Here is a 23,445-nt window from a genome sequence, read left to right as displayed (position 1 = left end):
CGTAGATTCTAACGAATTCGAACCATACATTTTACTAAATACCACATGGAGGACCAGGTCGTATTGGATAGTCAATAAATGAGATGCATTCAAAATTAACACGACCTAGTGCCCACATTCCAGCTATTTGTACTGCAATAAGGTAAACATAGATGAATCTTCGCCATACGGGAAATTGCGCAGTGAATTTTATCACAGAAGGAATTGAGACTAATGATAATACCCACACTATCACACCGACGTAATCATACGAAAATTCAGGCAAATCTACAAGGAAATATCCCGTCATGGTCAATGGAAGCGAATATCTGAAAAACTCGTAGATGTGAATTTGCAGTGTTTCATACAACCCTTCGTGATAATATTTTTTGCTGGTTTTTTCTTGTATTGCACCGTCTTCTAATGTCTCTGTAGTCGTTATGGTCATGGGCGGAGTTGTATATGCGCCAATTATTCCAAGAGGTACCATCCCAAACGCATTCAGGACAAACAAACCTACGATAAAAAAAATTATTTTTTTCTCCCTTGATTGTTTTTGAAACCTAGTGTTCATTTTCTTTTTTTCCAAAAAATAATTACAGTGATTACGATGCCCAATGGAATCAAGAAAAATACCACATGGAAAATAAAAGTGAACAATCCATGCAGAGACATTGTAGGTGCAGTGCAAATATTGACTTCATTCTGCGGCCCATAGGCATAAACAAAATAAGTTTCACCTTCTACAAACCCACGGTACCCTACAGAAGAATGTGGCTGTGTCATTACACTATTTTCATCTAGTTCTCCTTTCAAAACATAGTGTACTGTAAAAGAAGTGTATTCAGGAGAGGGTCGTATAATTTCAGAATTATGTGGATCTGATACAGGAGGCGATTGTACATGTGCATCAGTCACAGTTCCAAAAAATACTACGGATGCTTCATCATACGCCCTAACATTGTGTATTATAGGAAAAAACACATCACACGATGCATGTGCATCTGATAAAGGCATTAAAAATAAAACCAATGGCAAAATCATCAAAAAGATAGTTTTCATGTTCAAGCTCCAAAATTGGTAAAGTAGGTAATTCCAATTCCTGCAACCAGTACAGGAATCATATACAGATACAACATTCTACGTAAAAGATGGATTGATTTTGAAAACCACCACACTAAAGGTATGGACGCCATAGACAAGAACCAGAAAAAGAATAAAGGAATTGCATTAGGTCCGGAAGGGAACTGCAACATTATAATTCCAATCCAAGGCAACGCAATTCCAATTCCAGCAAATGCAACAAACAATGCAAATGCAAGATGATTCAGTGTTGCCCCAAGCATCATCAGCACTGTAGGTCGTTCAGGAACAACCATGGTTCGCTCAACAGAGTTAATTTGTGGTTGAGGACCGTTATTGGGGTTTTTAGCATTATGCAAAGTTTCATTGGTTAGTGTCACCATTGGGATGGGTTCTATTTCAGCAACCTGTGAATTTATTGTAGGTACGATGACCTGTACTACAATATGAGATGCCATAATTACAGAAATTATCAAAATGAGAATTTTTTCATGCAATATAATTTTATTTTTCATTTTCTTTTTCTCCAAACTACAATAATGACTGTAACAATAATTCCTACAATGATGATACTTACAGGCCAATAAGCAACAATAAGGAAATACCAAGGTAGTTTGTCGTTAGAATCATAAACATTTTCAAAACTATGACAAATTCCATTTCTTTCAATTTGTCCAAAGGGGCATTCATCTACACAAATATCCCAATCAAAGACTTTTCCAGGGGGACATAAGTTACCTGGAACCGGATAAGATTCTGGCCCTATTTTTGATATGTCAAGAATTGCAACATAATCTGGTTTTTCAGTGCTGATTGGATGTGGTTTTACATCAAGGAGAGTAATTGTATAGGGTGTGATGTGTGTTAGAGGATAACCAATTTCAAAACCTGCGCCAATTTTGTGGGTTTGGTTGCTAGTGTGAACCATGGCAGTAACTTTTCCTTCCCAAATACATGTTACATCCAGAGGGCATCTAGAATCCTCTATGTCATAAAAAGACAAATTCAGATCCTCATATTGAACGGTTTCACCAAATTTTATTTCAATTGGTTCGGCAAAGGATTCAGTAATGGGCACAATCATTACAAATGCAAATATCATCAAGAAACGGATTTTCATTTTGGCAAAGTTCCTATAATTTCCAACTCTTCAGTTCCACTGTCAAAGGATATTTTCAGAAGGATTGGAGTTAGTTTTTCATATTCTATTTCTTCTCCATCTGCAATAACAACATAAGATGGAATCTGTGTGGGTAAGTGCAGTAGTCCAATCGGCATTACTATCTGCAAGATTCCGCTTTGAGAACTAGTCATCAAGACAGTCAATGAATTTCTATCTTCATCATAAGAAATCTCATCAACTAATGCACCTGAAATAAAGTATTGGCTTCCATGAGTGACGCCAGTCGAGGTTTTTATTTCGTAATCAAATGCAGGAATCGAATCAAAGACATCAGAATCATCTTTGGTCGTGATCCATCCCCTCTCAATTAATTTCTGTTTTGTTGATTCCGTTACACAAGCAGGAGAGTCGTCATACTTTTGGACTAGAATCAAATCAATTCCACAATGTATCTCATCAAATGCAATCCCAGAATCACTTTGCCGCAGCGGAGATAATAGTCGAACTCCGTAATATTCTTCGGCAAACAACCCATCCTCGTTTGGAATATCACCCATCAAAAAATAATACATGTAGACGTTATGATGTGCTCCACTTGGATCTCCCTTTTTCCATTCAAGTAGATTTCCATTTTGAATTGTTTGTAGTAATTCCTGTTTTTGGGATTCCATCAATTCTGCTCCCTTGAATTCATAGTATGGTGCCCAACCTTGTTTCATCTGATTCAGGCTAGGATCCACCCCACGTCTTCCAGAAAAACACGGTTGATCAGGCCAGTCTTCATTTATCACGCATAGCGCAGAAACATCAGAAACAAGATAGGGAGATGTTACAAGTCCGGTTAATACCAGAAAAATAAAGGCATACTTCATACAATATGAAATCTTATTCTATTATTGAAAAGTGCTTCTGATGTTTTGTATCAAATTCATGAGGTATTTTTTATAAAATATTTGCGGCCAGAAACAAGTTGCAAATTTGAAACAAGTTCAACTTCCTTTATAAATAAAAGATCAAGATGTTGAACTGAACTGACAAAACCCGAGACCAAAAAAAGAGACAACATCAGTGCATAAAGGGATATTTTGAACCTATCAGAGCATCGATTGTATAGATAATCATGTGTCCTAATACTCTTAGATTGATCCATGAATCAAGTTGAAACTCTGATAGCTAACAGTCAGATTATTACTCTAGGAAAATATCATACAACACAGAGGGGAGAAATTAGACATGAGTGAAGATCCAGTAAAAAATATGATTGCAGAATTGGGTGCTCATCTTTCACAAAAAGAGCATTCAGACATAGTTCTGAATAATGGGAATGGAAAGCAATTTCTCATTGCACCTTCAGAGTTTGTCGAAATAAAATCAATTGATTCACCTCGCAAGATTGCGTTTGTAGATGGAGGGGACGGTCCACTAGAAGAGTCACCAAACTTTTTAATCACAATCAATCGGGTATACTTTTCATTGTTCCAGGGCAAAAAGAGAATAAAGCCAAAAGCGAATCCTCGAGTCCAGTTTTTCTCAAGTGTCACATCAAACATTACAACGGTTAAGGGAAAGAAAGAGGTCAGTTACAATACAAGATTGTTCCCACACAGCACAGAGGACAAGAAATATCTTCCTGATGAATCGGACTTGACCTCAAGTACTGAGAGCACCAGTGTATTGCAGGGCGCAAGACTCAACTCTTTAGGCAGACGCTTTGCTGAATGGCAATTAGCAATTCATGTAGTAGAATCAGAACTAGAAAAAGGAGACATGTTAGTTATGGACGGCTCTTTGCAGACAAGTTTCAAAAATGAGACAAAGTATGCAAACAGACTGTATGATTTGGCAATTAGCAAGGGAGTGATTGTGTGTGGTTTGGCAAAGACAAGTCGATTAATCACAGAGTCAGGCCATCCATTATTAGCGCGAGTTGCAGAGATTGCAGAAGATGTTCCATTTGGAAGATGGTATGTAAAAGTTGCAGAAGAAGTATCGGGAGACGATAGAGGATTCATGCTTGCAGTAAAGTTTCATGAAAAATCAAGATACGTGTTTAGATTTGAGATACTGCGAGAACAGTTTTCTTTAATGACTCCTGATGATCTAAATTCAGTTCTTGGCAGTTTGGCTGAGAATTCCCAGGACGTAGCCATGATTGGCTATCCCTATGGGGCGATTGATGCAGACAGATTTGCTCAAGTCAGGCGCGATGAACTGGGAATGTATCAAGGGTTTATTCTGTCTGAGAAGCTTCGAGATCCTATTTGGAAGAGACTGCAAAAGTATTCGGCCAGCTTGTCTGCACATGACACACTAAACGGAGTGACCAGTTGATGGATGAGATTTCCATAGTGGGTCAGGTAGTCGGAGGAAGTTTTGGAGATATTGTAATTCGTCAAAAGTCCGGGACCAATCTAGAGATTGGAGATTTGATGGTCTCTGAAGAGAACGGTTCGTTTTTGATTTTGCAGGTGTTTGCGTTAGAGTATGGTAGTCAGATACAAGACAAGATGCAGCAGATGATGTCAGGTGTTAATTTAGAGCAGGGAATAGTCGATGCAAATTTCTACGAGCCGGAATTTGTAAACTATGTCCTAGCTAGAATCAAGCCATTAGCACGAGTGTACAAAGAAAATAATGACGTAAAGATTCCAAAATCACTACCTTCGTTTTTTAACAAATTGCGATTAATTAGCAAAGACGATTTAAAATTCTTGCAAAAGGAGAAAGACTCTATCTTTGTAGGATATATCCGAAGTGGAAGCAAAATAATTAAGGAAGCCGAAGTTTGGTTGCCAGCAGAAGATGTGTTTTCGCATCACGTACTAATTCCTGCAACCACAGGTCGTGGAAAATCAAACTTGGTAAAAACAATTCTCTGGCATGTGCTAGATACCAACAAGGTTGGCGCGTTGGTGCTAGATGCGCATGACGAATACTTTGGGAGAAACGGAGTAGGACTCAAGGACCATCCAAGGGCCAAAGAGAACATGGTGTATTACACTCCGTCAAACCCACCGGTCGGCGCAAACATACTGACAATCAATTTGCAATCAATCAGACCAGAACACTTTGAGGGGATTGTAGATTTTTCTGATCCTCAATTCCAGGCAATCAGAACTGCACACAGACAGCACAGGGCAAACTGGATCCGGGAATTGATGATTACTAATGTTGCATCAATTGAGAACAGCGGGGATACAAGACGACAGGGCGAGTTTGCAGTCGGTACGATGATGGTGGTTCAGCGTAAATTGCGCCTGATTTTGAGCCTGGAAGTGGATGAAGAGCAGGTAATAGTATCAAGACACGAGGTCTTTGACAGTACGACAAAGGGGCTCAACACAGTTGATGATATCGTACGGGATATAGAGCAAGGCAAGGTAGTAGTTTTGGATACATCGCGATTAGGGGATGAGGCAGAATTATTGGTAGGGAACATCATCGCATCCAAACTATTGCAGAAATACAAGGATGCCAAAGCTTCGGGAGAACTGGATAGAAAGCCGGTAGCTACCATAGTAATTGAAGAAGCGCCGCGTGTCATCGGTGTGGATGTGCTGACATCAAGAAATGACAACATCTATTCCACCATAGCCAAAGAAGGACGCAAGTTCAAAGTGGGACTAACTGCAATTACACAATTGAGTAGTGTCATTCCAAAAACAATTCTAGCTAACATGAATACAAAGATAATTTTAGGAAACGAGATGAGGCAGGAAAGAGAGGCAATCATAGCTTCTGCATCTCAGGATTTGTCTGAAGATGACAAAAACATTGCAAGCTTGGATAAAGGCGAGGCAATCATAACTAGTATATTTGTGCCATTTGCAATGCCAATCAAAGTTCCTTTGTTTGAGGATATAGTAAAGAATAGAAAAAGCACAGTTAACACTGGAAAAACAAAGGTGTTCTAGTTTTGTTATTTGCGCATTTGTCTGATGTTCACCTAGGTTTTCAAAAACACGAATCACTGCAAAAGATAGAGCAGCATGTATTCGAAAAAATAATGGACGAATGCATATCTAGAAAAGTTGATTTTATTTTAATTCCAGGAGATTTATTCCATGTGAACATTCCAGAGATGAGAGTTCAGAAATTTGCATTTAAGAAATTTCGTGAAGTGTATGATGCGGGAATTCCAATATACGTGGTTTATGGGAGTCATGATTTTTCTCCAGTGTCCAATTCAGTGATTGACTTGCTAGCTGAAATAGGATACATCACCAAAGTGACAAAAGCCACAAGTAATGAGAATGACACCATATCTTTGGATTTTCTAATTGATGAGAAGACTGGCGCCAAAATTGCAGGACTGTCCGGACTCAAGGTAGGAAAGGACAGGGAATGGTATGAGAAACTAGACAGGGATTCTTTGGAGGCAGAATCTGGCTTTAAGATATTCCTGTTTCACGGGGGAATCTCTGAAATGAAGGCTGATTCAGGCATGGATGGGGACCATATGCCGCTCTCTTTGCTGCCCAAGGGATTCTCATACTATGCGGGAGGACACATGCACAAGTATAATCATCAGTCATTTGATGGATATCCTAATGTCGTATATCCTGGAACTCCGTTTGCAGGGTACCATGCAGATCTGGAAGATAATGCAAATGGACAAAGACGCGGATTTGCTCTAGTAGAGTTTGATGATGTGGTAAAGTCTGTCGAGTTTGTAGAGATTCCAAACACATCATATGAAATCATTGAAGTTAATGCGGATAACAGAAAAGCTGACTCTATCAATCAAGAACTGGTAGAGAAAACAAAAGACATTGATCCTGCAGACAAAGTTGTAATAATTAAAGTCAGAGGAGAGTTAACTTCAGGCAAGACTGCAGATGTGGATATTTCTGCAATCAGGGACAGTTTGAATGAACGTAATGCAATGGTAGTTAACGTAAGCAAAAACGGACTAACATCAAAAGAGTATTCCATTACAGAAGCAAAGGGGAATAACAAAGAAGAGATTGAGATGAATGTGTTTTCAGAAAACATCGGGCAATTACGTTTTGATCATGCAGAGTTGTTAGGAAACGAGGGAATCAAACTTGCAAAAAATTTACTGCAGGAATTGGGACAGCCAATTTTAGTCAATGAAAAGAAAAACGAGTACGTCCCAAGGATTCGCAACAACGCCCTGGCAATTTTAGGATTAGATAAAGATGATTCTTAATAGTATCATTATTGATAACATTCGAAGTTATGAACACGAAGAGGTAGAGTTTCCTCGCGGAATATCTCTGTTTGAAGGGGATATTGGTTCAGGAAAGTCAACAGTACTCATGGCAGTTGAATTTGCACTGTTTGGATTGGGATCTCAGAAAGCAGAGGCGCTGCTTTCAAAAAAGTATGATTCAGGATCAGTTATTTTGGATTTTTCAGTTGATGGTGAAAGATACGAAATCAAAAGAACCCTGATGAGAAAGAAATCCGCTATTAACCAGGATCCAAAAAATTCCTGGATAAAGATTGCAAATGAGAAAGAACTGCTATCGCCATCTGAACTAAAGCAGCGGGTGCTGCAGATTTTAAAATTCAACGAGCCTGCAGACCCCAAGGCTGAGAGCAAGATCTTCAGATATGCCATATTTACGCCTCAGGAAGCCATGAAGGAGGTTCTTTTTGACTCTGCAAAAAGACTAGAGACAATTCGCAAAGCATTCGGGATAGAAGATTACAGTATTGCGCATTCAAATGCACGTGAATTACTTTCTGAGATAAAGACAAAATCTGCAGTTTTTCAGGTAAAATTCAGCGACATTTCTGAATTGGAATCCCAGATCAACGAATCAAAGAAAATGATTTCTGAAATCAATGAAGCGATATCCAAAAAACAAACAGAGTCAAAGAATCTCAAATCACAAGAAGAAAAGAATAACGATGAACTGAGAAAACTAAGAACAAAAAACAACGCAAAGATAAAACTGGAATCAAGAAAAGAAAGCCTGGAAGAAAAGATTGAATCTGGAAAAGAACGAATTGATAACATAGAGAAAGATTTTGAATCATTTGAGATTGAATTAAAAAATAATAATGAAAAGATGGAGAAATTAATTGAGATAAAAAAACCAAATACTGCAAAGAGCATTATTGAATTAACATCAGAGATTAAAAAATTCCAGGAAACAAACAACGAATTAATCAAACTGGAATCTGAGAAAGACAGCATTACGTCAGACATTACAAGACTGAAAGAGAGTTTGGGAGACAAGATAAACTCTGATAAAGAATCCATTGAAAAAACACTAGATGATCTAGTTCAAGAGAAAGAATCATTGGAAAAGTTTGCTACAAATATTAAAGAAAAACTAGACAAAGAAAAAGACAGCAGAGTCCAAAAAGAAACCCTCAAGAATTCACTAGAGACAGATATTGGCAAATTTTCAGCATTGGGAAATGCATGTCCTACTTGCAAGCAAGAGATTACAGAATCACACCATCATGGTTTGGTTGATGAAAAGAAGAAAGAAGTGGATGCATTAACTCTGGAACTGCAATCAATTACTGATTCTTTTTTTGAATCAAACTCAAAATCCAAAGAAATCCAGACAAAGATAGAATCGTATGAGCAAGAGATTCAGCAAATACAGAGAACCCTTCCGGGAATTGAAGAATACTACAGGAAAACAGCACTGATATCGCAAATTGAGGCTAAAATTAGTAGATTAAAAGAGAATTTCTCAGAGTTTGAAGGGAATAATCCAGTAGAATACCTGACAGAAATCAAAGACAGTCTGACTATCTACGAGAATGCAACGGAGCAAATGAAACAGATAGTGGAAGCAAAACAGAAAGTCGAGAAACTAATTTCAAATTATCAAAGAGAAATAGAATTAACTGAATCGCAAATTACTCAAACAGAGTCAGAACTAAAAGAAATTCAACTGGAACTGGAATCATTTGGAAATTTAGACAAGGAAATCTCTGGCAAAGAAGAAGAGCTTGATTCGCTTCGAAATGAAATTTCAAGAATTTCAAGTACCATTGCGGCATCTCAAGAGAAATCAAACAATGAATCTCAGAAAATCGAACAAAACAAACTCAAGGTTAACGAATCCAGAAAATTGGAAACAATATACAAGAAATTTGTCCAGTTCCAAGAATGGTTGGAGGTATTTTTCATTCCAACAATATCTCAGATTGAAAAGCAGGTGTTGTTATCCATATTACAAAATTTCAACGAGACTTATTCCAGATGGTATTCCATTCTGGTTGAAGATCCTACAAAAGAATCACGAATTGATGAGAACTTTACGCCAATTGTAAATCAGGACGGATATGATCAAGAAGTGGGATTTTTGTCCGGCGGGGAAAAGACAAGCATTGCATTGGCATACAGGCTGACTCTGAATTCCCTTATGAGAAAAGAGACGGAATCCATGAAGTCCAACTTGTTGATTTTAGACGAGCCCACAGACGGGTTTTCCAAGAATCAGTTGGGAAAGGTAAGGGAGTTACTTGATGAGCTCAAATCAGAGCAGATAGTGCTTGTTTCCCACGAAAAGGAACTTGAAGGGTATGTAGATAACATTTTTCAGATTTCAAAAAGCGATGGAATATCAAAGATTGTAAGAATGAATTAGATATTGTTTTTAGAACTAACCATACACCATTGGTTCTTCATCTCTTTCATCATCAAATTCTCTGATGATTCTTGGAAACATTTGGGCACTCATAAATAACATAGATGAAGAGTAAGTATTAAATACTATTAGGATAGTATACTTAATGAAGATACTATTATGAGTAAACATGCACAATTACGCATACATATTGCCCCATTAGGCTTTGAATCTGACAGAATATTCTTACCTGCCATAGAGATGAAGGCTGACAAGGTTTGGATACTAATTCACAATAACCCAAAGAAGACCAAGGCAAAATCATACCTTGATGATATCAAAAAGAGACTAAAGAAAGAGAGAATTGAATGTGTTACCAAAGAATTAGATCGATTAGATCTATTTAGCAACATCAAGACCATCAGAAACATTGTAGATGATGAGGGAGAGGACAATACCTACTACATCAATGTTTCATCAGGTTCTAAAATTCAAGCTGTTGCATGTACAATGGCATGTATGATGTTCAACAAAAAGAATGATCTGGTACCATATTATGCACAGCCAGAGAATTATTTTGAATATGACGGAGAACAGATATCAACAGGATTGGACAGGATCATAGATATGCCACAATATGATATCAAGACTCCAGACAAGAAATTTATTCAAACATTACGAATTATCAAAGAAAATAAGAATAGGATAGACAAAACAAATCTTGCAATTGCTGCAGAAAAGGAGAATATCATAACCGTAGGATCTGAAGAGAATTTTGAGCAGGCAAGGTTTACTAGTCTGAATAAAAATATTATCCAACCATTGAAAAATGATTGGGGTTTTATCAGAGAGGAAAAAATTGGAAGAACAAGATGGGTAGAGATAACTCCTGAAGGAAAAAATGTACTGGAGATATTGGATTAAATTGAAATTTGTATTTGATGAAACTGTTCGCCTTCAAACAAGTTTCTAGATACACATCCAATGTGTAAGAATTTGTGATGCTCTACTTGTGGGTTTTATCATCCAATATGATCATCAGCCTAAATGTAAATACAATCCAAGTATCTTAGAATTTGATAAAAATATAGACCCTTATCAAAATACATCAAGATCTAAGACAACAGAACTAGATATGGATTGTCAAATGTCTGAAAGACATATTCTTACATAAAATCTCTACATGATGTTTTTAACATCATTCATCCCAACTTTAAAAATTTGAAGGGTGTGATTTGAAATCAGATTTACTCTTTTTCTTTTAGCTGAGATACGGCATATTCCAGTCCGTGAGACCTGTTAGCAAACTGTTTTTCTTGATTCCTGCATCATTTAGTCTATCAAGGGCTATTTTCGGCTCTACAACGTGTTTATTCCACCAGTCTTTATCGATTATGTCACCTACAATTTGCGGGTCCATAACAAGTTGAAACTCTGAGCTGTATCCTCTCTGCCCCTTTGAGCTTGTTTTAGATGTCAAGAGTCCTGTATTTTCAAGATCCTTTAGCAACTCGGAGAACCGCCTGTAACTCACAGGTTCGGCATCCAAATATTCTTTGTATTTTTCATAGAGAGACATGGTTGTATGCCAGTCTTTATCATGAAAAAATGTCTTGGCAGCCATAACCAGGCAAATCAGCTTGCTATGCTGAGACAAGCTTTCTATCACTTCTTCCACCCGGTCTTTTTGTATTTTTTGCAGTGCTACCTTGACGTGTCCTACTGCAAGCTCTTTTTTTTCTTTGGCGGCAATTTCTGCAGATACCCTTAGCAAATCTACTGCACGTCTGGCATCACCGTGTTCCAGAAAACTAATTTTTGCACATTCCTCCAAGATTTCATCATTTATTTTTTTATCAAACGCGACTTTGGCTCTTTGCTGCAATATCATTAGCATCTCGTCTTTTGAATATGGCTTGAAGAATATCTCTGAATTTCCAATCCTTGATCGTATCCTTTCATCAAGATCATAGTCAGACAAAACATTATTGGATATTGTAAATATCATTGCAAGACAACCTTTCTGTTTGAGGTCTGCAATCAGTTCTACCAGCTTGTAAACAAAATCAGAGGGGTTTCCACGTTTGTCATAAAATAGTACATCAAACTCATCTAATGCAAGTATGAACAGTTTCTTTTTTTGCAAATCCATCATATTCAAAAGTGTCTCTTGAATCTTTTCCATTGCAACATTCATTCCCTGTGCACTGGTAAGACTTTGCTGACCTAACTCATTTAAGATAATATTTACTCCTCCAAAAACAGTCTTGGCTTTTCGAAGATTTACAAAACATAGTTTGACTTTGGGAAGATGATTACAAACATGTTTTAGTAGTGTGGATTTTCCAGTGCCACTTCTTCCATAAATTGACACCAGTGGAACAACTTGCCCTTGCTCGTAGTCCATGATATAATCAACTATTTCCTTAATTTCGTCTGTTCTGCTTACAATCTCTAGTGGAGGATTTGAGGTGTCCAGTGCAGCCTTGTTTGAAAACGCTTTTTTCTCTTTTCTTACTTTTTTGACTATATTGTCTAATTCATGATCAGACATGCACTTTCACTGGAAACACATATAGATATATTGTTGTGCCTAAATCAAACACAAAATATTCAGCTTTGAGGGTCAAAAATCACTATTTTCAGACAAACCCTGGTTTGCCCAATTAAGATGGAATCTAACTAACAATTACTTTGCCAGTCATCCAAGGATGAACCATACAAAAGTAATCATATTTTCCTGCTTTCTCAAACGTATGCTCAAAAGTTGAACCAGACATGAACAAGCCAGAGTCAAACACTCCAGTCACTCCAGCATTAACAGTTCCACTAGTTACAGTATGAGCTGCCGAATCATCATTGCTCCAAGTTACTGATTGGCCTACAGAAATTGTAATTTCATAAGGCAAGTAACATTCGTTTGTCTCGTCACATCCGGGAATTGCAGCACCAGGTGGAATTGAAACTATAGATGTTTTTTCAGGTTCTGCAATTACTTCTGGTTCCATCTCCATCGTTGGTTCGGATTCCATTATTGGTTCAGAAGTTGGCTCTTCAATTACTACCATCTCTTCAACATCATTAACAATAACTTGACCAATCATCCAAGGATGAACCATGCAAAAGTAATCAAAAGTTCCCGACTCATCAAAAGTAAATTCAAAAGTTGAACCAGACATAAACAAGCCAGAGTCAAAGACACCATCATGTCCATCGGAAATATTTCCACTAGTTACAGTATGAGCTGCACTGTCAGGATTATTCCATGTTACGATATCACCTACAGAAATTGTAATTAGAGAAGGCAAGTAACATTCGTTTGTCTCTTCACATCCTGGAATTGAAGAGCCTTCAGCAATGTTTACAGTGTGAACCCCAGTTGTTGCTACAGGCATAGTCATTGTTGGTTCTGGTGTTGGTTCAGGTTCTGGTGTTGGTTCAGGTTCTGGTGTTGGTTCAGGTTCTGGTGTTGGTTCTGCAACCATGCATTCACCTGCATAATCTAGGTTCACATCAGCGGCATTCAACATGCACAGATTGCCATAGGTTTCACCGTCAACGCCACACATTGGATTCCACTCAAGGGTACAGACAGTGGGTTCATCCACTGAGACCATTCTTGGTTGAATAATTTCATCAGGGTTCATTGCAATGAATCCAATGGAAACAGCCGCAAGAACGCCAACAATTACAATAACTCCAACCGAAAAGTCCAATCTCATCCACCCGTTAACTTTGCAAATTGCTCATTCTTACTTAACTTTTCCATAAATTCAATATTAGATAGTGCGACAACTGCAGATTCTACGACTGGCAGGTCTGGATCGTTTAATGCCTTTTGAAGAGCTTCTTTTGCGTCTTTATTCCCCACAACACCCAAGGCAATTGCCGCTTCATGTCTTACAAACATGCTTGGGTCATTAAGGGTCGCATCAGTCAATGGTGGTATTGCACTGGAATAACTCATCTGTCCCAATGCAAATGCCGCTTCATGCCGAACCAGTTCATTGTCATCATTTTTTAAAACTTTGGCAATATACTGAACTTTATCTTCCCCACCAAAGTCAACCAGGATGCAAGCCACCCTTGTTCTAACTACATAATCAGGATGCTCCAAAAGAGATACAAAATAATCAGTGTCTTTTTGTTCATACTTTGACTCCATTTCAGCAAAAAGAGCCAATCGTTCGTCAGTCACTGCTTGCAATTTGTTTTGAAACTTTGTGTGTCATATATTAGGGTACTTGAAAATAAAGTCCAATCATTTTAGAATGCTAAACTTGCAGGAGCTTCTTTTCTTTGAATATGTTATTTATCACATCAACAACTCGATTCAGATCAATGGGTTTTTGCAGAACGTCAACTGCGCCAAGTTTCAATAATTTTGGCGTGTCTTTTTTCCCTTCCAAGGCAGTGATAATTACAACCTTGGCATTTTTATCCACTGCCAAAATATTGTTTAGCGCAAAATACCCGTCATAGACAGGCATTGCCAAATCTACCAACATGACATCCGGATCATGTTGCTCAAAAAGTTGGACTGCCTCAACGCCGTTTTTTCCCTGTCCCACAACGTCCACGTTATTCAGAGTCAGGAATTCGCAAAAAACATCCAAATTGGATTTCGAGTCATCTATTACAACAACGCGAGGATTAATACCCATACCAAGTATAAGCCCAAAATGCTAGATTACGAGTTGTTTGTAATTTCATTACAAACAATCCATAATATCACATAAAATTGCCAAATTCAACATGGCAAACCCGTTGCGCTTCAGCAAGATCCTCATCGTAGATGATTCAGAGGCATTCAGATTGAAGGTGAAGAGCATCCTCATAGATGCTCAAATAGGATATTATTTTTATGAAGCAAGAGACGGGAAGGAAGCAGTAGAGCAGTACATCTCTAAAAAACCACATGTCGTGATAATGGACATACTGATGCCCAATGTAGATGGCCTGACTGCAATAGCTGCAATTAGAAAATATGATCCTAATGCAAAAATAATAGTTGCGTCAACCAAAGACAACAAAGAACTGGTTGACGACGCAATAAAGACAGGCGGAGCAAAAGACTTTATTTTCAAGCCATTTAATTCAGGAGTGGTTGTTATGGCAGTTTCAAAACAACTGCTTATGAAAAAGGAAACAACAAAACCGGCAAACAATTCTACAAAAAAGCCACTGATGTACAACGGTGTAACATATGGAAGTGTAAACGGAATAAGTAATGACGGAGAGTTTGTACTTAGCGTAAACAAGGATGATGAAGCAGACAAAATCGTATCACAAATGCAAGACATTAAGGATATGGGAAATTATTACGAGATAATTTTGTAAGTCCCTAAATAATTAGCTACATCGATTATCACAGTTGAGAATATCTCATTTAGTAAAAGAACAAGTTATGTTTGTATGAAATAAACAAAGAGAAAACTATATGTTGATTTTGTACACATCACCCATGCGCAAATATCTTGTCAGGAAGAATTTTGATGAAAACAACACAGACCCTATGAACGCGCCTAACAGAACAGTGTTTTATGAAAGAGAGAGGAAATCATATGAGCATAACACACAAAAATCGTCTTCAGAAAGCGAAGAGGAAATTGAAACAACCGCCTCATTGATTCAAACTAAAAAGATGGATTTGGAAGAGGGTCAACCATTACTTAATTCGGAAGCAAAAAGAATCTTTCAAGATTCATTAACTGCGTTGAATGCGGCTGACAAACAAAGAAATGACATCATCTACATGCAGTTAGAATCAGAGAAAAAGATATCTCAAGAGCTCAACAGAAAACTCCATGCAAATTTATCAAAAATTGCAAGCGCAGAAGTCGAACTTATAAAAAGAAAGAACCAGTTGGAGGACGAATTACATGAGAAGACTAAACAGCTAGTAAATTCTGAACGAATGGCAGCAATAGGAGAATTATCAGGACGTCTTGCACATGAGTTACGTACGCCGCTGACTGTCATTAAAGGGTCTGTAGGGGTTCTAAAGCTTAGAAAGGGCACTGAGATTGATAATTTCGTCATGGAAAGACTGGCATTGATGGAGGAGTCTGTCAGCAGAATGAACCATCAAGTAGAGCAAGTTCTAAATTATGTTCAAAAGATTCCACTTGATAAAAAAGATGTTTCATTAAAACAAGTTCTTCAAAAGTCTCTGTCACTAATTCAAAGGAATCCAAACATAACAATCCTTACTCCAAAAAATGACATCACATTCAACTGTGACTCGATAAAAATGGAAATCATATTTGGAAATCTTTTGTTAAATGCAGTTCAGGCAATAGGAACAGAATCAGGACAAATAGCAATCGAACTTGGTGAAACAGAAGATTCCATTAAAATCACGGTTCAAGATTCAGGATCTGGTGTGCCAGATGAAGTAGGTGAGAAAATTTTTGAGCCACTAGTTTCATTGAGACAAGACGGAACTGGCTTGGGACTCTCCAGTGTAAAGAATGTCGTAGAGCAGCACAATGGAAAAATTAGTTTTACAAACAATCCAACAAAGTTTACGGTTGTTTTTCCAAAAGTAACAAGATAGAAACCCAAAAAAGTACAATGAGACTTTAGATGATTTTTAGATCTCAATTACGAATAATGATCAATTAGTATTTAATGGAAAAAATACAACAGTCAACCATGAGCGCAGTGATAGGCGAAAAAGTACCAAATTTCGGGGTTTCTGAATGGGTTCAGGGAGCCCCAACCAACTTTGACCAAGAAAAAGACCACATTGTGATTTTGGAAGTGTTTCAAGTCAATTGCCCAGGATGCTTTATGCATGCACTTCCAGAGGCAATTGAAATCTACAACAAGTACAAAGATGAAGGAGTAAGAGTTTTGGGTCTTGCCACGGCGTTTGAAGATTTTGACAAGAATACGCTTGATAATTTGAAGATGCTTGCAGAAACTGGAGAGGTAATTGGCGAGACAAAGAACGCACTATCAATGTATGGACAACTCAAAGACGGAAAACTGTCTTACAAGATTCCATTTCCGTTAGGAATGGACAATTTAACAAAGACTTCGGGTGAAATCAGTCAAGAAAAGATAATGCAATTCATATATCCGCAAATCCCTGATTTTGATTCTCAATCAGAGGATTACAAAAAACAGATCATCCAAAGAGTCAAGGACTATATGAAATCAAAAGAATATTCAGCTGAAACCTTTGAAAAATTTGCATTGCAAGGAACTCCTTCCACAATCATAGTAGACAGAAAAGGAATTCTCAGAAATGTGTCTTTTGGACAGACCGGACATATAGAGCCGTTAATTCAAAAATTACTTGCAGAAGACTGATTCAGCGAATCAAGACAAGCAATATTGATAAAGCAACAACTATGACAAACCCTCCAACCAGGGCAATTTTTGCATTATCCACAAAAGACTAGTTTTGATTTTTGTAATAAAGTTTGATCACTTCATCAACTACAACATTTGTGTCGGAATCTTTTTCAGCGCTGACTAGCAGCAGATGATCATCTCCAAGATAAAATGAAAAACGTTTTACTTTGTCGTATTCACCCAGAGTGTATTTTGTCATGCCAAGCCACTTTGACATATCCTTGCGCGCTTTCCAATCCATGATTGAGAGATTAACCAACTCTTTTTCAGCATGGTCAGAAAGTAAATTTTCAATCCCTTCTCTCATCCCGCCTGCAACGCGGACTGCCCATTCATCATAAACTGTTGCAAATCTAATTTTTGGATCTGCATCTAAAATTTCAGAGCAGAATTTTTCATAATTCATTGATTGTATGGCACATCTTAAATTATTAGAGTTTTTGTATTAGAATCAGATTTCAAGTAATAGAAACTAGGATTTTTGTTTCTTAATTTTTACAATGACAATTGCAGAGACAACAGCTAGAAATCCGACCAACACCAGCCATCCAAGTGAATCAGGCAATGTTTCTCCTTTTTGCAATGGCGGTAATTCTTTTGGAGTTATTTCATCTTTGGCAGTCAAGCCGTCAAGATAAGTGGTTCCGAAAATTTCCAATTTGTTTTCACCAGAACCAGTAAAATTCAAAGTAACAAAAGAAATTTTTTCATTGGAGTGAACTTTCGGGAAATATGGCTGCTCGTTCAGATAGAATGTAAAATTTCCTCCCAAAAGGGCTCGAGGGATGAGCAACTCCCCCAAATTGCGTTCCAATCCGCTATTTATGAAGAGAGACAGTTTCTTTTCGTCTTTGTCAAAATTAAAATCTGGAATATTAAAATTTGAAACCGTTTCAACTTCAAAAGTATGTCCACCCGTTTTAACATCCAATCTGGTAACCAACCCTGTTGCATCAGATAGTGATTGTCCGTATGCAGGTGAAATTGCAAAAAGTAAAACTAGTGAAAGCAAAAATAATGTTTTCAACTTATGCAGTTTGAGAAATCTGTCTGTTTAATTCTTTATCCTGGGCAATTCGTGGATGCTGCGGATCTGCTAAAATGACTTCAAACCAGTAATGCATTCCGTCTTTGTAGATAAAGTATGAACCTAAAAGTTTCATGTTTGGGTAACGTTCAAGAACTCTTCTATTTGCAACAGTCTTCATATCATCGTCGGCCTTGATTCTTGTGACACCCAGATGTTTTGGCCTTCTACCACCAGTAGGTCTTTGTTTTCTCATACCGCCAGTTCCGACTCTCATTCTGACAACAATGATTCCTTGTTTTGCTTTGTAACCTAATCTTCTAGCTCTCTCTATTCGACTTGGTTTGTCAATTCTAGTGATAGCATTTTGTTTACGCCATCCGACAATACGCTCACGTAATTCAGGAGCATTCTCATTCCAAAGTCGGATCCACGTCTTATCTTGATGACTAGGCATATCAGGCATAGAAAAATGCCCATTAATAACTGTAAATCGATTATTCATTCTAAGCACCGCTAAGCAGTAAAAATTGCTTTGAGTGAAGGAATTCCACTCACTCAAAGAATTGCTTCCGCAGAAAACTCGATAATTTAACTAAATCCAAGTTGTTAAAAAGCATTCCTGAGAAATTATGAGATTTTTATTGGACAGAAGTTGGAAAAAAATATGAAAACAAGAAATGCCCAATTGTCATTAATATTCATGTCAATAGTGGCATTGAGCTGGACATTCTTTCTACCAGACATCCATGCAGAGCCCTCTGTTGTAATAGCAATGGAGAAAACAACATACAGTTATTGTGAAAAATTATTCTATACAATTCAAGTTTCAGAAATTACAGGAGATCCTGCAATAATCCACATAAGAGATGAAATAGGCAAGGGCAGTAGTGCAATTCCAGTTCCAATAACGGATTTACAAACTCCAGTTCCATCACTTATTGCATTTGAAAAGGAAATATTTCCAGTGGGAAAATATTTCATAGATGTAAAATATTCTGGATCACAAGCAACAGCTGAATTTAATTTGGTGGATTCAGATGCAATTTGCATCCCGGAATTAATCAAACCAATCATGGCAAACTGGCTTTCTGGAAATATTTCAGACGGATTTCTAATTGATGCATTTGAGAAATATATCGATAAAAAATTAATCAACATCCCTGTTGAGATTAATGAAAAGAATGTCTACGATGTTTCAATACCGCAGTGGGCAAAAAACATTGGCTATTGGTGGATTGAAGGAATGATATCTGATGAAGATCTGGGAAATGCTGTAAATTATTTGATTGACAAAAAAATCATCTCGTTTTCAGCAGACACAATAGATGAAATATGAACAAACATTCAATCATTACAGGAATTGCAATAATCGTGATTGTTATTCCATTTGCAGTTTCAGGATTAAACATTCTTGGAGCACAGCAATTAGAATACAGATGGAACAACCCGGGAGAATTCAAGTTCTTTACAATGTCCAATCACGGCGAGATGGAATTTTGCAATACAATGCCATTCTGGACAAATTTTCAGAAATTTGAGATAGGCGCATTTTATGATTCAAAAAACATAGGGTCTTTTGTGGTAAAACCGGCAGCAATTAATCCTTTATCATCACATGTGCAAGAAGGGATTTTTTCATCAGAGGAGATTCAAGCATCACAGCACATCTTCATGACATTGGATTTTGAGTTTGACGGGGGAGACATAAGACTGGATCCTAACAAATTCATAATTTTAGTCCAGATTGATACGCCAATTATCGGACTAATTCCATATTCAACCACTACTCAGATGTCTGGCTTCGATTTTGATAAAATGATGAACTCAGAAAATTTGTCTTGTGATTAGTTTGAGCTCTTGCTTGCTTTAGAAATTAGTGCCAAAATTACACCAACAGTTCCTGCAATTACAAATGCAGCAACAAATGCAACTATAGTTTCCTTACCCATTCCCTTTACAGAAGTTTCAGCTGGAACTAGAACTGGAGGAGAATCAAGCACACATGCTCCATCTTTGAGAACGGTTCCGGGTCCACATCTTTCATCAAGTACACATGTTCCGTCTTTGAGAATGGTTCCGGGTCCACACTGGACTTTTGGCGTGGTTACAACCGGCTTTTCTTCAACTTTGGGTGTAGTTACAACTGGTGTCTCTTCAACTACCGGCTCCTCAACTGGTGTCTCTTCGACAGGTTCCTCAACAGGCGTTTCTTCAACAGGTTCCTCAACCGGTGTCTCTTCTGGAACTGATGCAGACTCACCAAAAGAAGAACCAATAATTTCTATTTCTTCAGTTCCTGCAGGCAAATCAATACTCAGAGTCCTACTTTGGGTAGTTGTTTCAGTTTCAGTGAAAGTTGGCTCGTCACCATCAACTAGAATAATAAAATCATCATCCAGTCCATCAAATGTAGAATCAAAGAAAGAGCGCTCAAATGTAATATCCAGAGTTGCGTCAGAATCAGGAACACTAACTGCAAGAATCAATGAAACAAAATCCAGGTCAGCCTCAATAGCATCAAGAGTCATTCCCGTTGCAGTATAGTCAACATTGTACGAAGTACCGCCAACATCAACAGAAATCGTTTCAGCATAAACAAGAGCAGTGGAAATTATAGTAAACAAAACGAGTCCAAGCGAAATTTTCAATAGGGAACTTACATTAGGAAAAGGCTTCAATCTGTCAGATTGCAACTTATTTACATTGTTCATTACGATATTTTAACCTCCAGATGGACGTTAAAAATGAAGAGGCGACAATAAATCACGTAAAAGTCAAGCTTTTTTGCTTATTTTAAAGTTCAGGCAGAAATAATGCGATTTCTAGATAACGCCACGAAGGATTTGAATAATCTTTTCACCAATTACGTTTGCAGCCAAAGATTGCGCCTCCTTTGTTTGAGCACCGATATGAGGGGTCAAGATCACATTGTCAAGTTCTGCCAATTTGGTTCCAATCGCAGGTTCCTTTTCAAAAACATCCAAAGCTGCTCCACCTAATTTTCCATTTTTAAGAGCGTCATAAAGTGCATCCTCGTCAACGACACCGCCTCTAGAGGTGTTGATGATTTTTGCGGTATTTTTCATCGTGGACATTTTCTGTGCATCTAAAAGATGATGTGTGGAATCCAATAAAGGCACATGTATTGAGACGTAGTCAGAACTTTGCAAAAGAGTATTCAAGTCGGCTTTCATCAGTCCTACTTCTTTTGAGAATTCTTCATCAATTGGAATGACATCATATCCGATGATATTCATGTTTAATGCACGTGCTAATCTGCCCAATCTTTTTCCTATATTCCCCAAACCAATTATTCCAAGATATTTTCCCCTGAGCTCAGTTCCCTTTAGTTCTTTTTTGAGCCACTGTCCGTTTCTTATTGCCCTATCACCTCTTGCAGTTTGTCTTGCAAGCGAAAGCATCAAGCCCAAAACTAATTCCGCAACTGCATTCATTGCACCTTCTACTGCATTAATTACACGAATGTTTTTTGCTTTGGCAGCCACTTGATCTACATTATCAAGTCCAACTCCAACACGTGCTATGATCTTACAATTATCTGCCTTGTCGATCATCTCTTTTGTTATGGTAGTCCTGCTTCTGACAATCACGATATTGAAATTTGAAATTTTTTCTATTATTTGTTCAGGAGTTATCTCAGGTTCATAAGAGATTTTCAGTCCATTATCTTCTAAAATTTTATTCAAGATAGGATCTATTTCATCACAGATCAACACTGAATCGTCAAATCCCATAACATCAGAAAAGGAGCTACGGAATATAATTCATTAAAATAAAAAGAAAAAAAGATGTTAAAAGATCAAGAAGTAAGGATCTCTGCCACTACAGGAATTACTTCCCATAATGCGACATAATCGCCACTTGCTTGCATTTCAGAAGCTACTTCATCAGTATACAAACCGTGAATGTTTATTGCAGGATGAGCAATACTGTTTGCTCCCATTGGTGGGACAGCATCACTTGGATTGCCTAAAGCATATGCATAAGATGCAACTGGTGCTGGGATGACTCCTTTCTCAACTAGAACTGGGTTCAAGCCGAATGGATCACCTGCTACAAAGACTGTAGCTGCGCCAGTGTAAATTGCTGCATAATCATGGTTTACTGCTGCGTATGCACCTGGTTCATCAAAGACCAAGTCAACAATCATGTTCTGTGAACCTCCGAGTAACCATGTTTCAGTTGCTCCGGATTGTACTCTGTTACCTTGAGTAACTCTGTCCAAGATTTCTCCTACAATGTGGAAGAAGACTGGTTCGTTACCGTGGTTTTCGATAAAGAGTCTCACGTGTTGATCATTTTCAACAAACAAGAGTTGTGATTGGTATTGCTTGTGTTCAATTCCATTCCATGGTTGTGCAACAAAGATGTTCTTCTTTACATCGCCATTGACGAGTAAGTTGTGAGCCATGTTTGGTACATAACCGAATTGCATTCCATTAACAACTGTTGCAGTGTTGTGATGCATGAACATTGCTCCTGCATCATAATTGCCTTCAGGTGTAAGGTACAATTGGTTGTATTGGAGTTGGAACTCTAATGCATCTGCATCGTAGAATTTTCTGTCTAATTCACCGCTGCCGCTGGTTTTCTCTACCATTAATTTCTTGTATCCATTAGCTGGATCAACGATTGCAATTCCGTACATGCCGGAAAGAACGTGTTGGTCCATACCAATTAGTTTGACACCAGAACAATGGTATTTGAAAACACCTGCAGATTCAGCAATGTAACAGTATTGACTTGTTTCACCAGGATTAACTGATTCAAAGTTTGATGCTGACATTTGTGATGCGTGCATGTCGTTACCGTGTCCAGTAACTTCATCGTCTGGAATTGTAAGTGTCATTTTTACAACATCACCTTGTGTAACTCTTAGTGTTGGTCCTGGGACTTGTCCACTAAAGGTCATGGCGTTGTAAGTTTTTCCTCCCATGATTGGAAGTTCAACACTTTCACCAGTCAAGTTAAACTCAACTACTGTACGTCCAGAGCTTTCTAATGCACCACAATCAGTTTCTGCGAATGCTTGAGGCATTACAAGCTGTAAACCGCCCATCTGGTGGATTTGTTCAATTACATTGACATCCATTTTGGAGATATCAAGTGATTGTCCACTGATTTGGGTTTGTGTGTATGTGCTTCCGAATAAGGTTGCCCCCATTACAGCTACTGCTGCAATTGTAAAGAGCATACTAACACGCTTATTCATTAAGCACGATGACTAGCAAATCCTATATAATAATTCCCATTGGAATGTTGTGAAATTATGAAAACATCTG

Annotated in this window: 24 protein-coding genes and 1 pseudogene; 10 read left to right on the top strand and 15 right to left on the bottom strand. The window is 37.8% G+C overall.

The genetic code is table 11. The features are described from left to right. Window positions 1-34 precede the first annotated feature (34 nt). The 5 genes from OO712_RS02850 to OO712_RS02830 are packed head-to-tail and all read right to left on the bottom strand — an operon-like array spanning window position 35 to window position 3,057. Entirely contained in the window at window positions 35-553 is a 519-nt protein-coding gene (locus tag OO712_RS02850) for a hypothetical protein (RefSeq protein WP_109876731.1), read from the bottom strand. After that, window positions 550-1,041 (bottom strand): hypothetical protein, encoded by a 492-nt coding sequence (locus OO712_RS02845; protein WP_146195988.1) that lies wholly within the window; start codon window positions 1,039-1,041, stop codon window positions 550-552. Before OO712_RS02845 ends, OO712_RS02850 begins: the two co-directional genes overlap by 4 nt. A 2-nt stretch (window positions 1,042-1,043) precedes the next feature. Beyond that, a complete protein-coding gene (locus tag OO712_RS02840; protein WP_109876733.1) occupies window positions 1,044-1,577 on the bottom strand; it encodes a hypothetical protein in 534 nt (177 codons plus the stop codon). Further along, entirely contained in the window at window positions 1,574-2,182 is a 609-nt protein-coding gene (locus OO712_RS02835) for a hypothetical protein (protein ID WP_146195989.1), read from the bottom strand. Before OO712_RS02835 ends, OO712_RS02840 begins: the two co-directional genes overlap by 4 nt. Further along, entirely contained in the window at window positions 2,179-3,057 is an 879-nt protein-coding gene (locus OO712_RS02830; RefSeq protein WP_109876735.1) for a WING-49 domain-containing protein, read from the bottom strand. The genes OO712_RS02835 and OO712_RS02830 overlap by 4 nt, the downstream gene beginning before the upstream one ends. A gap of 361 nt (window positions 3,058-3,418) precedes the next feature. On the opposite strand from OO712_RS02830, the gene OO712_RS02825 reads away from it, so the two are divergent. The 5 genes and pseudogenes from OO712_RS02825 to OO712_RS02805 all read left to right on the top strand — a co-directional run bounded on the left by OO712_RS02825 (window position 3,419) and on the right by OO712_RS02805 (window position 10,671). Next, window positions 3,419-4,516, top strand: coding sequence for a DNA double-strand break repair nuclease NurA (locus OO712_RS02825; RefSeq protein WP_109876736.1), 1,098 nt, complete (start codon window positions 3,419-3,421; stop codon window positions 4,514-4,516). Next, window positions 4,516-6,099 (top strand): ATP-binding protein, encoded by a 1,584-nt coding sequence (locus tag OO712_RS02820; RefSeq protein ID WP_109876737.1) that lies wholly within the window; start codon window positions 4,516-4,518, stop codon window positions 6,097-6,099. Before OO712_RS02825 ends, OO712_RS02820 begins: the two co-directional genes overlap by 1 nt. A gap of 2 nt (window positions 6,100-6,101) precedes the next feature. Continuing rightward, window positions 6,102-7,358: a metallophosphoesterase family protein gene (locus tag OO712_RS02815; RefSeq protein WP_109876738.1), complete on the top strand. Its 1,257-nt coding sequence runs from the start codon at window positions 6,102-6,104 to the stop codon at window positions 7,356-7,358. Beyond that, window positions 7,348-8,016 (top strand): annotated as a pseudogene (locus OO712_RS10715) (AAA family ATPase); the annotation flags it as partial. The gene OO712_RS02815 and the pseudogene OO712_RS10715, both read left to right, overlap by 11 nt. A 1,911-nt stretch (window positions 8,017-9,927) precedes the next feature. Further along, on the top strand, window positions 9,928-10,671 hold the full coding sequence (locus OO712_RS02805) for an HFX_2341 family transcriptional regulator domain-containing protein (protein WP_109876740.1): 744 nt from the start codon (window positions 9,928-9,930) through the stop codon (window positions 10,669-10,671). 337 nt (window positions 10,672-11,008) lie between these two features. Here OO712_RS02805 and OO712_RS02800 read toward each other — a convergent pair whose 3' ends face one another. The 4 genes from OO712_RS02800 to OO712_RS02785 form a co-directional block, all read right to left on the bottom strand. Then, window positions 11,009-12,301, bottom strand: a complete 1,293-nt coding sequence (locus OO712_RS02800; protein ID WP_109876741.1) for a Cdc6/Cdc18 family protein — start codon at window positions 12,299-12,301, stop codon at window positions 11,009-11,011. Window positions 12,302-12,425: 124 nt separating this feature from the next. Next, window positions 12,426-13,469, bottom strand: a complete 1,044-nt coding sequence (locus OO712_RS02795; protein WP_109876742.1) for a plastocyanin/azurin family copper-binding protein — start codon at window positions 13,467-13,469, stop codon at window positions 12,426-12,428. Beyond that, complete coding sequence (locus OO712_RS02790) at window positions 13,466-13,945, bottom strand: HEAT repeat domain-containing protein (protein ID WP_225866867.1); 480 nt, start codon at window positions 13,943-13,945, stop codon at window positions 13,466-13,468. The genes OO712_RS02795 and OO712_RS02790 overlap by 4 nt, the downstream gene beginning before the upstream one ends. A 76-nt stretch (window positions 13,946-14,021) precedes the next feature. After that, complete coding sequence (locus OO712_RS02785; protein ID WP_109876744.1) at window positions 14,022-14,411, bottom strand: response regulator; 390 nt, start codon at window positions 14,409-14,411, stop codon at window positions 14,022-14,024. Window positions 14,412-14,502: 91 nt separating this feature from the next. Between OO712_RS02785 and OO712_RS02780 the strand changes: the two genes are divergently transcribed. The 3 genes from OO712_RS02780 (at window position 14,503) to OO712_RS02770 (ending at window position 17,067) form a co-directional block, all read left to right on the top strand. After that, entirely contained in the window at window positions 14,503-15,087 is a 585-nt protein-coding gene (locus OO712_RS02780) for a response regulator (protein WP_109876745.1), read from the top strand. A 124-nt stretch (window positions 15,088-15,211) separates the two neighbouring features. Then, window positions 15,212-16,306, top strand: coding sequence for a sensor histidine kinase (locus OO712_RS02775; protein WP_109876901.1), 1,095 nt, complete (start codon window positions 15,212-15,214; stop codon window positions 16,304-16,306). A gap of 98 nt (window positions 16,307-16,404) precedes the next feature. Continuing rightward, window positions 16,405-17,067 (top strand): TlpA family protein disulfide reductase, encoded by a 663-nt coding sequence (locus tag OO712_RS02770; protein ID WP_109876746.1) that lies wholly within the window; start codon window positions 16,405-16,407, stop codon window positions 17,065-17,067. A gap of 88 nt (window positions 17,068-17,155) precedes the next feature. Here the strand turns inward: OO712_RS02770 and OO712_RS02765 are convergent, their stop codons facing one another. The 3 genes from OO712_RS02765 to OO712_RS02755 all read right to left on the bottom strand — a co-directional run bounded on the left by OO712_RS02765 (window position 17,156) and on the right by OO712_RS02755 (window position 18,596). After that, window positions 17,156-17,518, bottom strand: a complete 363-nt coding sequence (locus OO712_RS02765) for a DUF6659 family protein (protein ID WP_109876747.1) — start codon at window positions 17,516-17,518, stop codon at window positions 17,156-17,158. A 66-nt stretch (window positions 17,519-17,584) separates the two neighbouring features. Next, entirely contained in the window at window positions 17,585-18,139 is a 555-nt protein-coding gene (locus tag OO712_RS02760) for a hypothetical protein (protein ID WP_109876748.1), read from the bottom strand. 1 nt (window position 18,140) lies between these two features. Next, on the bottom strand, window positions 18,141-18,596 hold the full coding sequence (locus tag OO712_RS02755; RefSeq protein WP_109876902.1) for a 50S ribosomal protein L15e: 456 nt from the start codon (window positions 18,594-18,596) through the stop codon (window positions 18,141-18,143). A 210-nt stretch (window positions 18,597-18,806) separates the two neighbouring features. On the opposite strand from OO712_RS02755, the gene OO712_RS02750 reads away from it, so the two are divergent. Then, complete coding sequence (locus OO712_RS02750; RefSeq protein ID WP_109876749.1) at window positions 18,807-19,478, top strand: hypothetical protein; 672 nt, start codon at window positions 18,807-18,809, stop codon at window positions 19,476-19,478. After that, the gene (locus tag OO712_RS02745; protein WP_109876750.1) at window positions 19,475-19,990 is read left to right on the top strand and encodes a thr operon leader peptide; all 516 of its coding nucleotides are present in this window, start codon (window positions 19,475-19,477) and stop codon (window positions 19,988-19,990) included. Before OO712_RS02750 ends, OO712_RS02745 begins: the two co-directional genes overlap by 4 nt. Here OO712_RS02745 and OO712_RS02740 read toward each other — a convergent pair. From OO712_RS02740 to OO712_RS02730, 3 genes are all read right to left on the bottom strand, one after another. Then, window positions 19,987-20,853, bottom strand: coding sequence for a hypothetical protein (locus tag OO712_RS02740; protein ID WP_109876751.1), 867 nt, complete (start codon window positions 20,851-20,853; stop codon window positions 19,987-19,989). The two genes, OO712_RS02745 and OO712_RS02740, sit on opposite strands and share 4 nt — an antisense overlap. 111 nt (window positions 20,854-20,964) lie before the next feature. Next, a complete protein-coding gene (locus OO712_RS02735) occupies window positions 20,965-21,897 on the bottom strand; it encodes a D-2-hydroxyacid dehydrogenase (RefSeq protein ID WP_109876752.1) in 933 nt (310 codons plus the stop codon). A 65-nt stretch (window positions 21,898-21,962) separates the two neighbouring features. Continuing rightward, window positions 21,963-23,357: a multicopper oxidase domain-containing protein gene (locus tag OO712_RS02730; RefSeq protein WP_109876753.1), complete on the bottom strand. Its 1,395-nt coding sequence runs from the start codon at window positions 23,355-23,357 to the stop codon at window positions 21,963-21,965. Window positions 23,358-23,445: the final 88 nt, after the last annotated feature.

Origin of the sequence: Nitrosopumilus zosterae (genome assembly GCF_025998175.1) — an archaeon.
In the GTDB taxonomy this organism is placed as follows: domain Archaea; phylum Thermoproteota; class Nitrososphaeria; order Nitrososphaerales; family Nitrosopumilaceae; genus Nitrosopumilus; species Nitrosopumilus zosterae.
Note: the sequence above shows the minus strand (reverse complement) of the source record. Positions and strands in the feature narration are given on the sequence as shown.

Bases quoted from the DNA above. Each gene is read 5' to 3' on its own strand.
- OO712_RS02850 (WP_109876731.1), bottom strand. From the start codon at position 553: ATGAACACTAGGTTTCAAAAACAATCAAGGGAGAAAAAAATAATTTTT.
- OO712_RS02845 (WP_146195988.1), bottom strand. From the start codon at position 1,041: ATGAAAACTATCTTTTTGATGATTTTGCCATTGGTTTTATTTTTAATG.
- OO712_RS02840 (WP_109876733.1), bottom strand. From the start codon at position 1,577: ATGAAAAATAAAATTATATTGCATGAAAAAATTCTCATTTTGATAATT.
- OO712_RS02835 (WP_146195989.1), bottom strand. From the start codon at position 2,182: ATGAAAATCCGTTTCTTGATGATATTTGCATTTGTAATGATTGTGCCC.
- OO712_RS02830 (WP_109876735.1), bottom strand. From the start codon at position 3,057: ATGAAGTATGCCTTTATTTTTCTGGTATTAACCGGACTTGTAACATCT.
- OO712_RS02825 (WP_109876736.1), top strand. From the start codon at position 3,419: ATGAGTGAAGATCCAGTAAAAAATATGATTGCAGAATTGGGTGCTCAT.
- OO712_RS02820 (WP_109876737.1), top strand. From the start codon at position 4,516: ATGGATGAGATTTCCATAGTGGGTCAGGTAGTCGGAGGAAGTTTTGGA.
- OO712_RS02805 (WP_109876740.1), top strand. From the start codon at position 9,928: ATGAGTAAACATGCACAATTACGCATACATATTGCCCCATTAGGCTTT.
- OO712_RS02800 (WP_109876741.1), bottom strand. From the start codon at position 12,301: ATGTCTGATCATGAATTAGACAATATAGTCAAAAAAGTAAGAAAAGAG.
- OO712_RS02795 (WP_109876742.1), bottom strand. From the start codon at position 13,469: ATGAGATTGGACTTTTCGGTTGGAGTTATTGTAATTGTTGGCGTTCTT.
- OO712_RS02785 (WP_109876744.1), bottom strand. From the start codon at position 14,411: ATGGGTATTAATCCTCGCGTTGTTGTAATAGATGACTCGAAATCCAAT.
- OO712_RS02780 (WP_109876745.1), top strand. From the start codon at position 14,503: ATGGCAAACCCGTTGCGCTTCAGCAAGATCCTCATCGTAGATGATTCA.
- OO712_RS02775 (WP_109876901.1), top strand. From the start codon at position 15,212: ATGCGCAAATATCTTGTCAGGAAGAATTTTGATGAAAACAACACAGAC.
- OO712_RS02770 (WP_109876746.1), top strand. From the start codon at position 16,405: ATGAGCGCAGTGATAGGCGAAAAAGTACCAAATTTCGGGGTTTCTGAA.
- OO712_RS02765 (WP_109876747.1), bottom strand. From the start codon at position 17,518: ATGAATTATGAAAAATTCTGCTCTGAAATTTTAGATGCAGATCCAAAA.
- OO712_RS02755 (WP_109876902.1), bottom strand. From the start codon at position 18,596: ATGCCTAGTCATCAAGATAAGACGTGGATCCGACTTTGGAATGAGAAT.
- OO712_RS02750 (WP_109876749.1), top strand. From the start codon at position 18,807: ATGAAAACAAGAAATGCCCAATTGTCATTAATATTCATGTCAATAGTG.
- OO712_RS02745 (WP_109876750.1), top strand. From the start codon at position 19,475: ATGAACAAACATTCAATCATTACAGGAATTGCAATAATCGTGATTGTT.
- OO712_RS02740 (WP_109876751.1), bottom strand. From the start codon at position 20,853: ATGAACAATGTAAATAAGTTGCAATCTGACAGATTGAAGCCTTTTCCT.
- OO712_RS02735 (WP_109876752.1), bottom strand. From the start codon at position 21,897: ATGGGATTTGACGATTCAGTGTTGATCTGTGATGAAATAGATCCTATC.
- OO712_RS02730 (WP_109876753.1), bottom strand. From the start codon at position 23,357: ATGCTCTTTACAATTGCAGCAGTAGCTGTAATGGGGGCAACCTTATTC.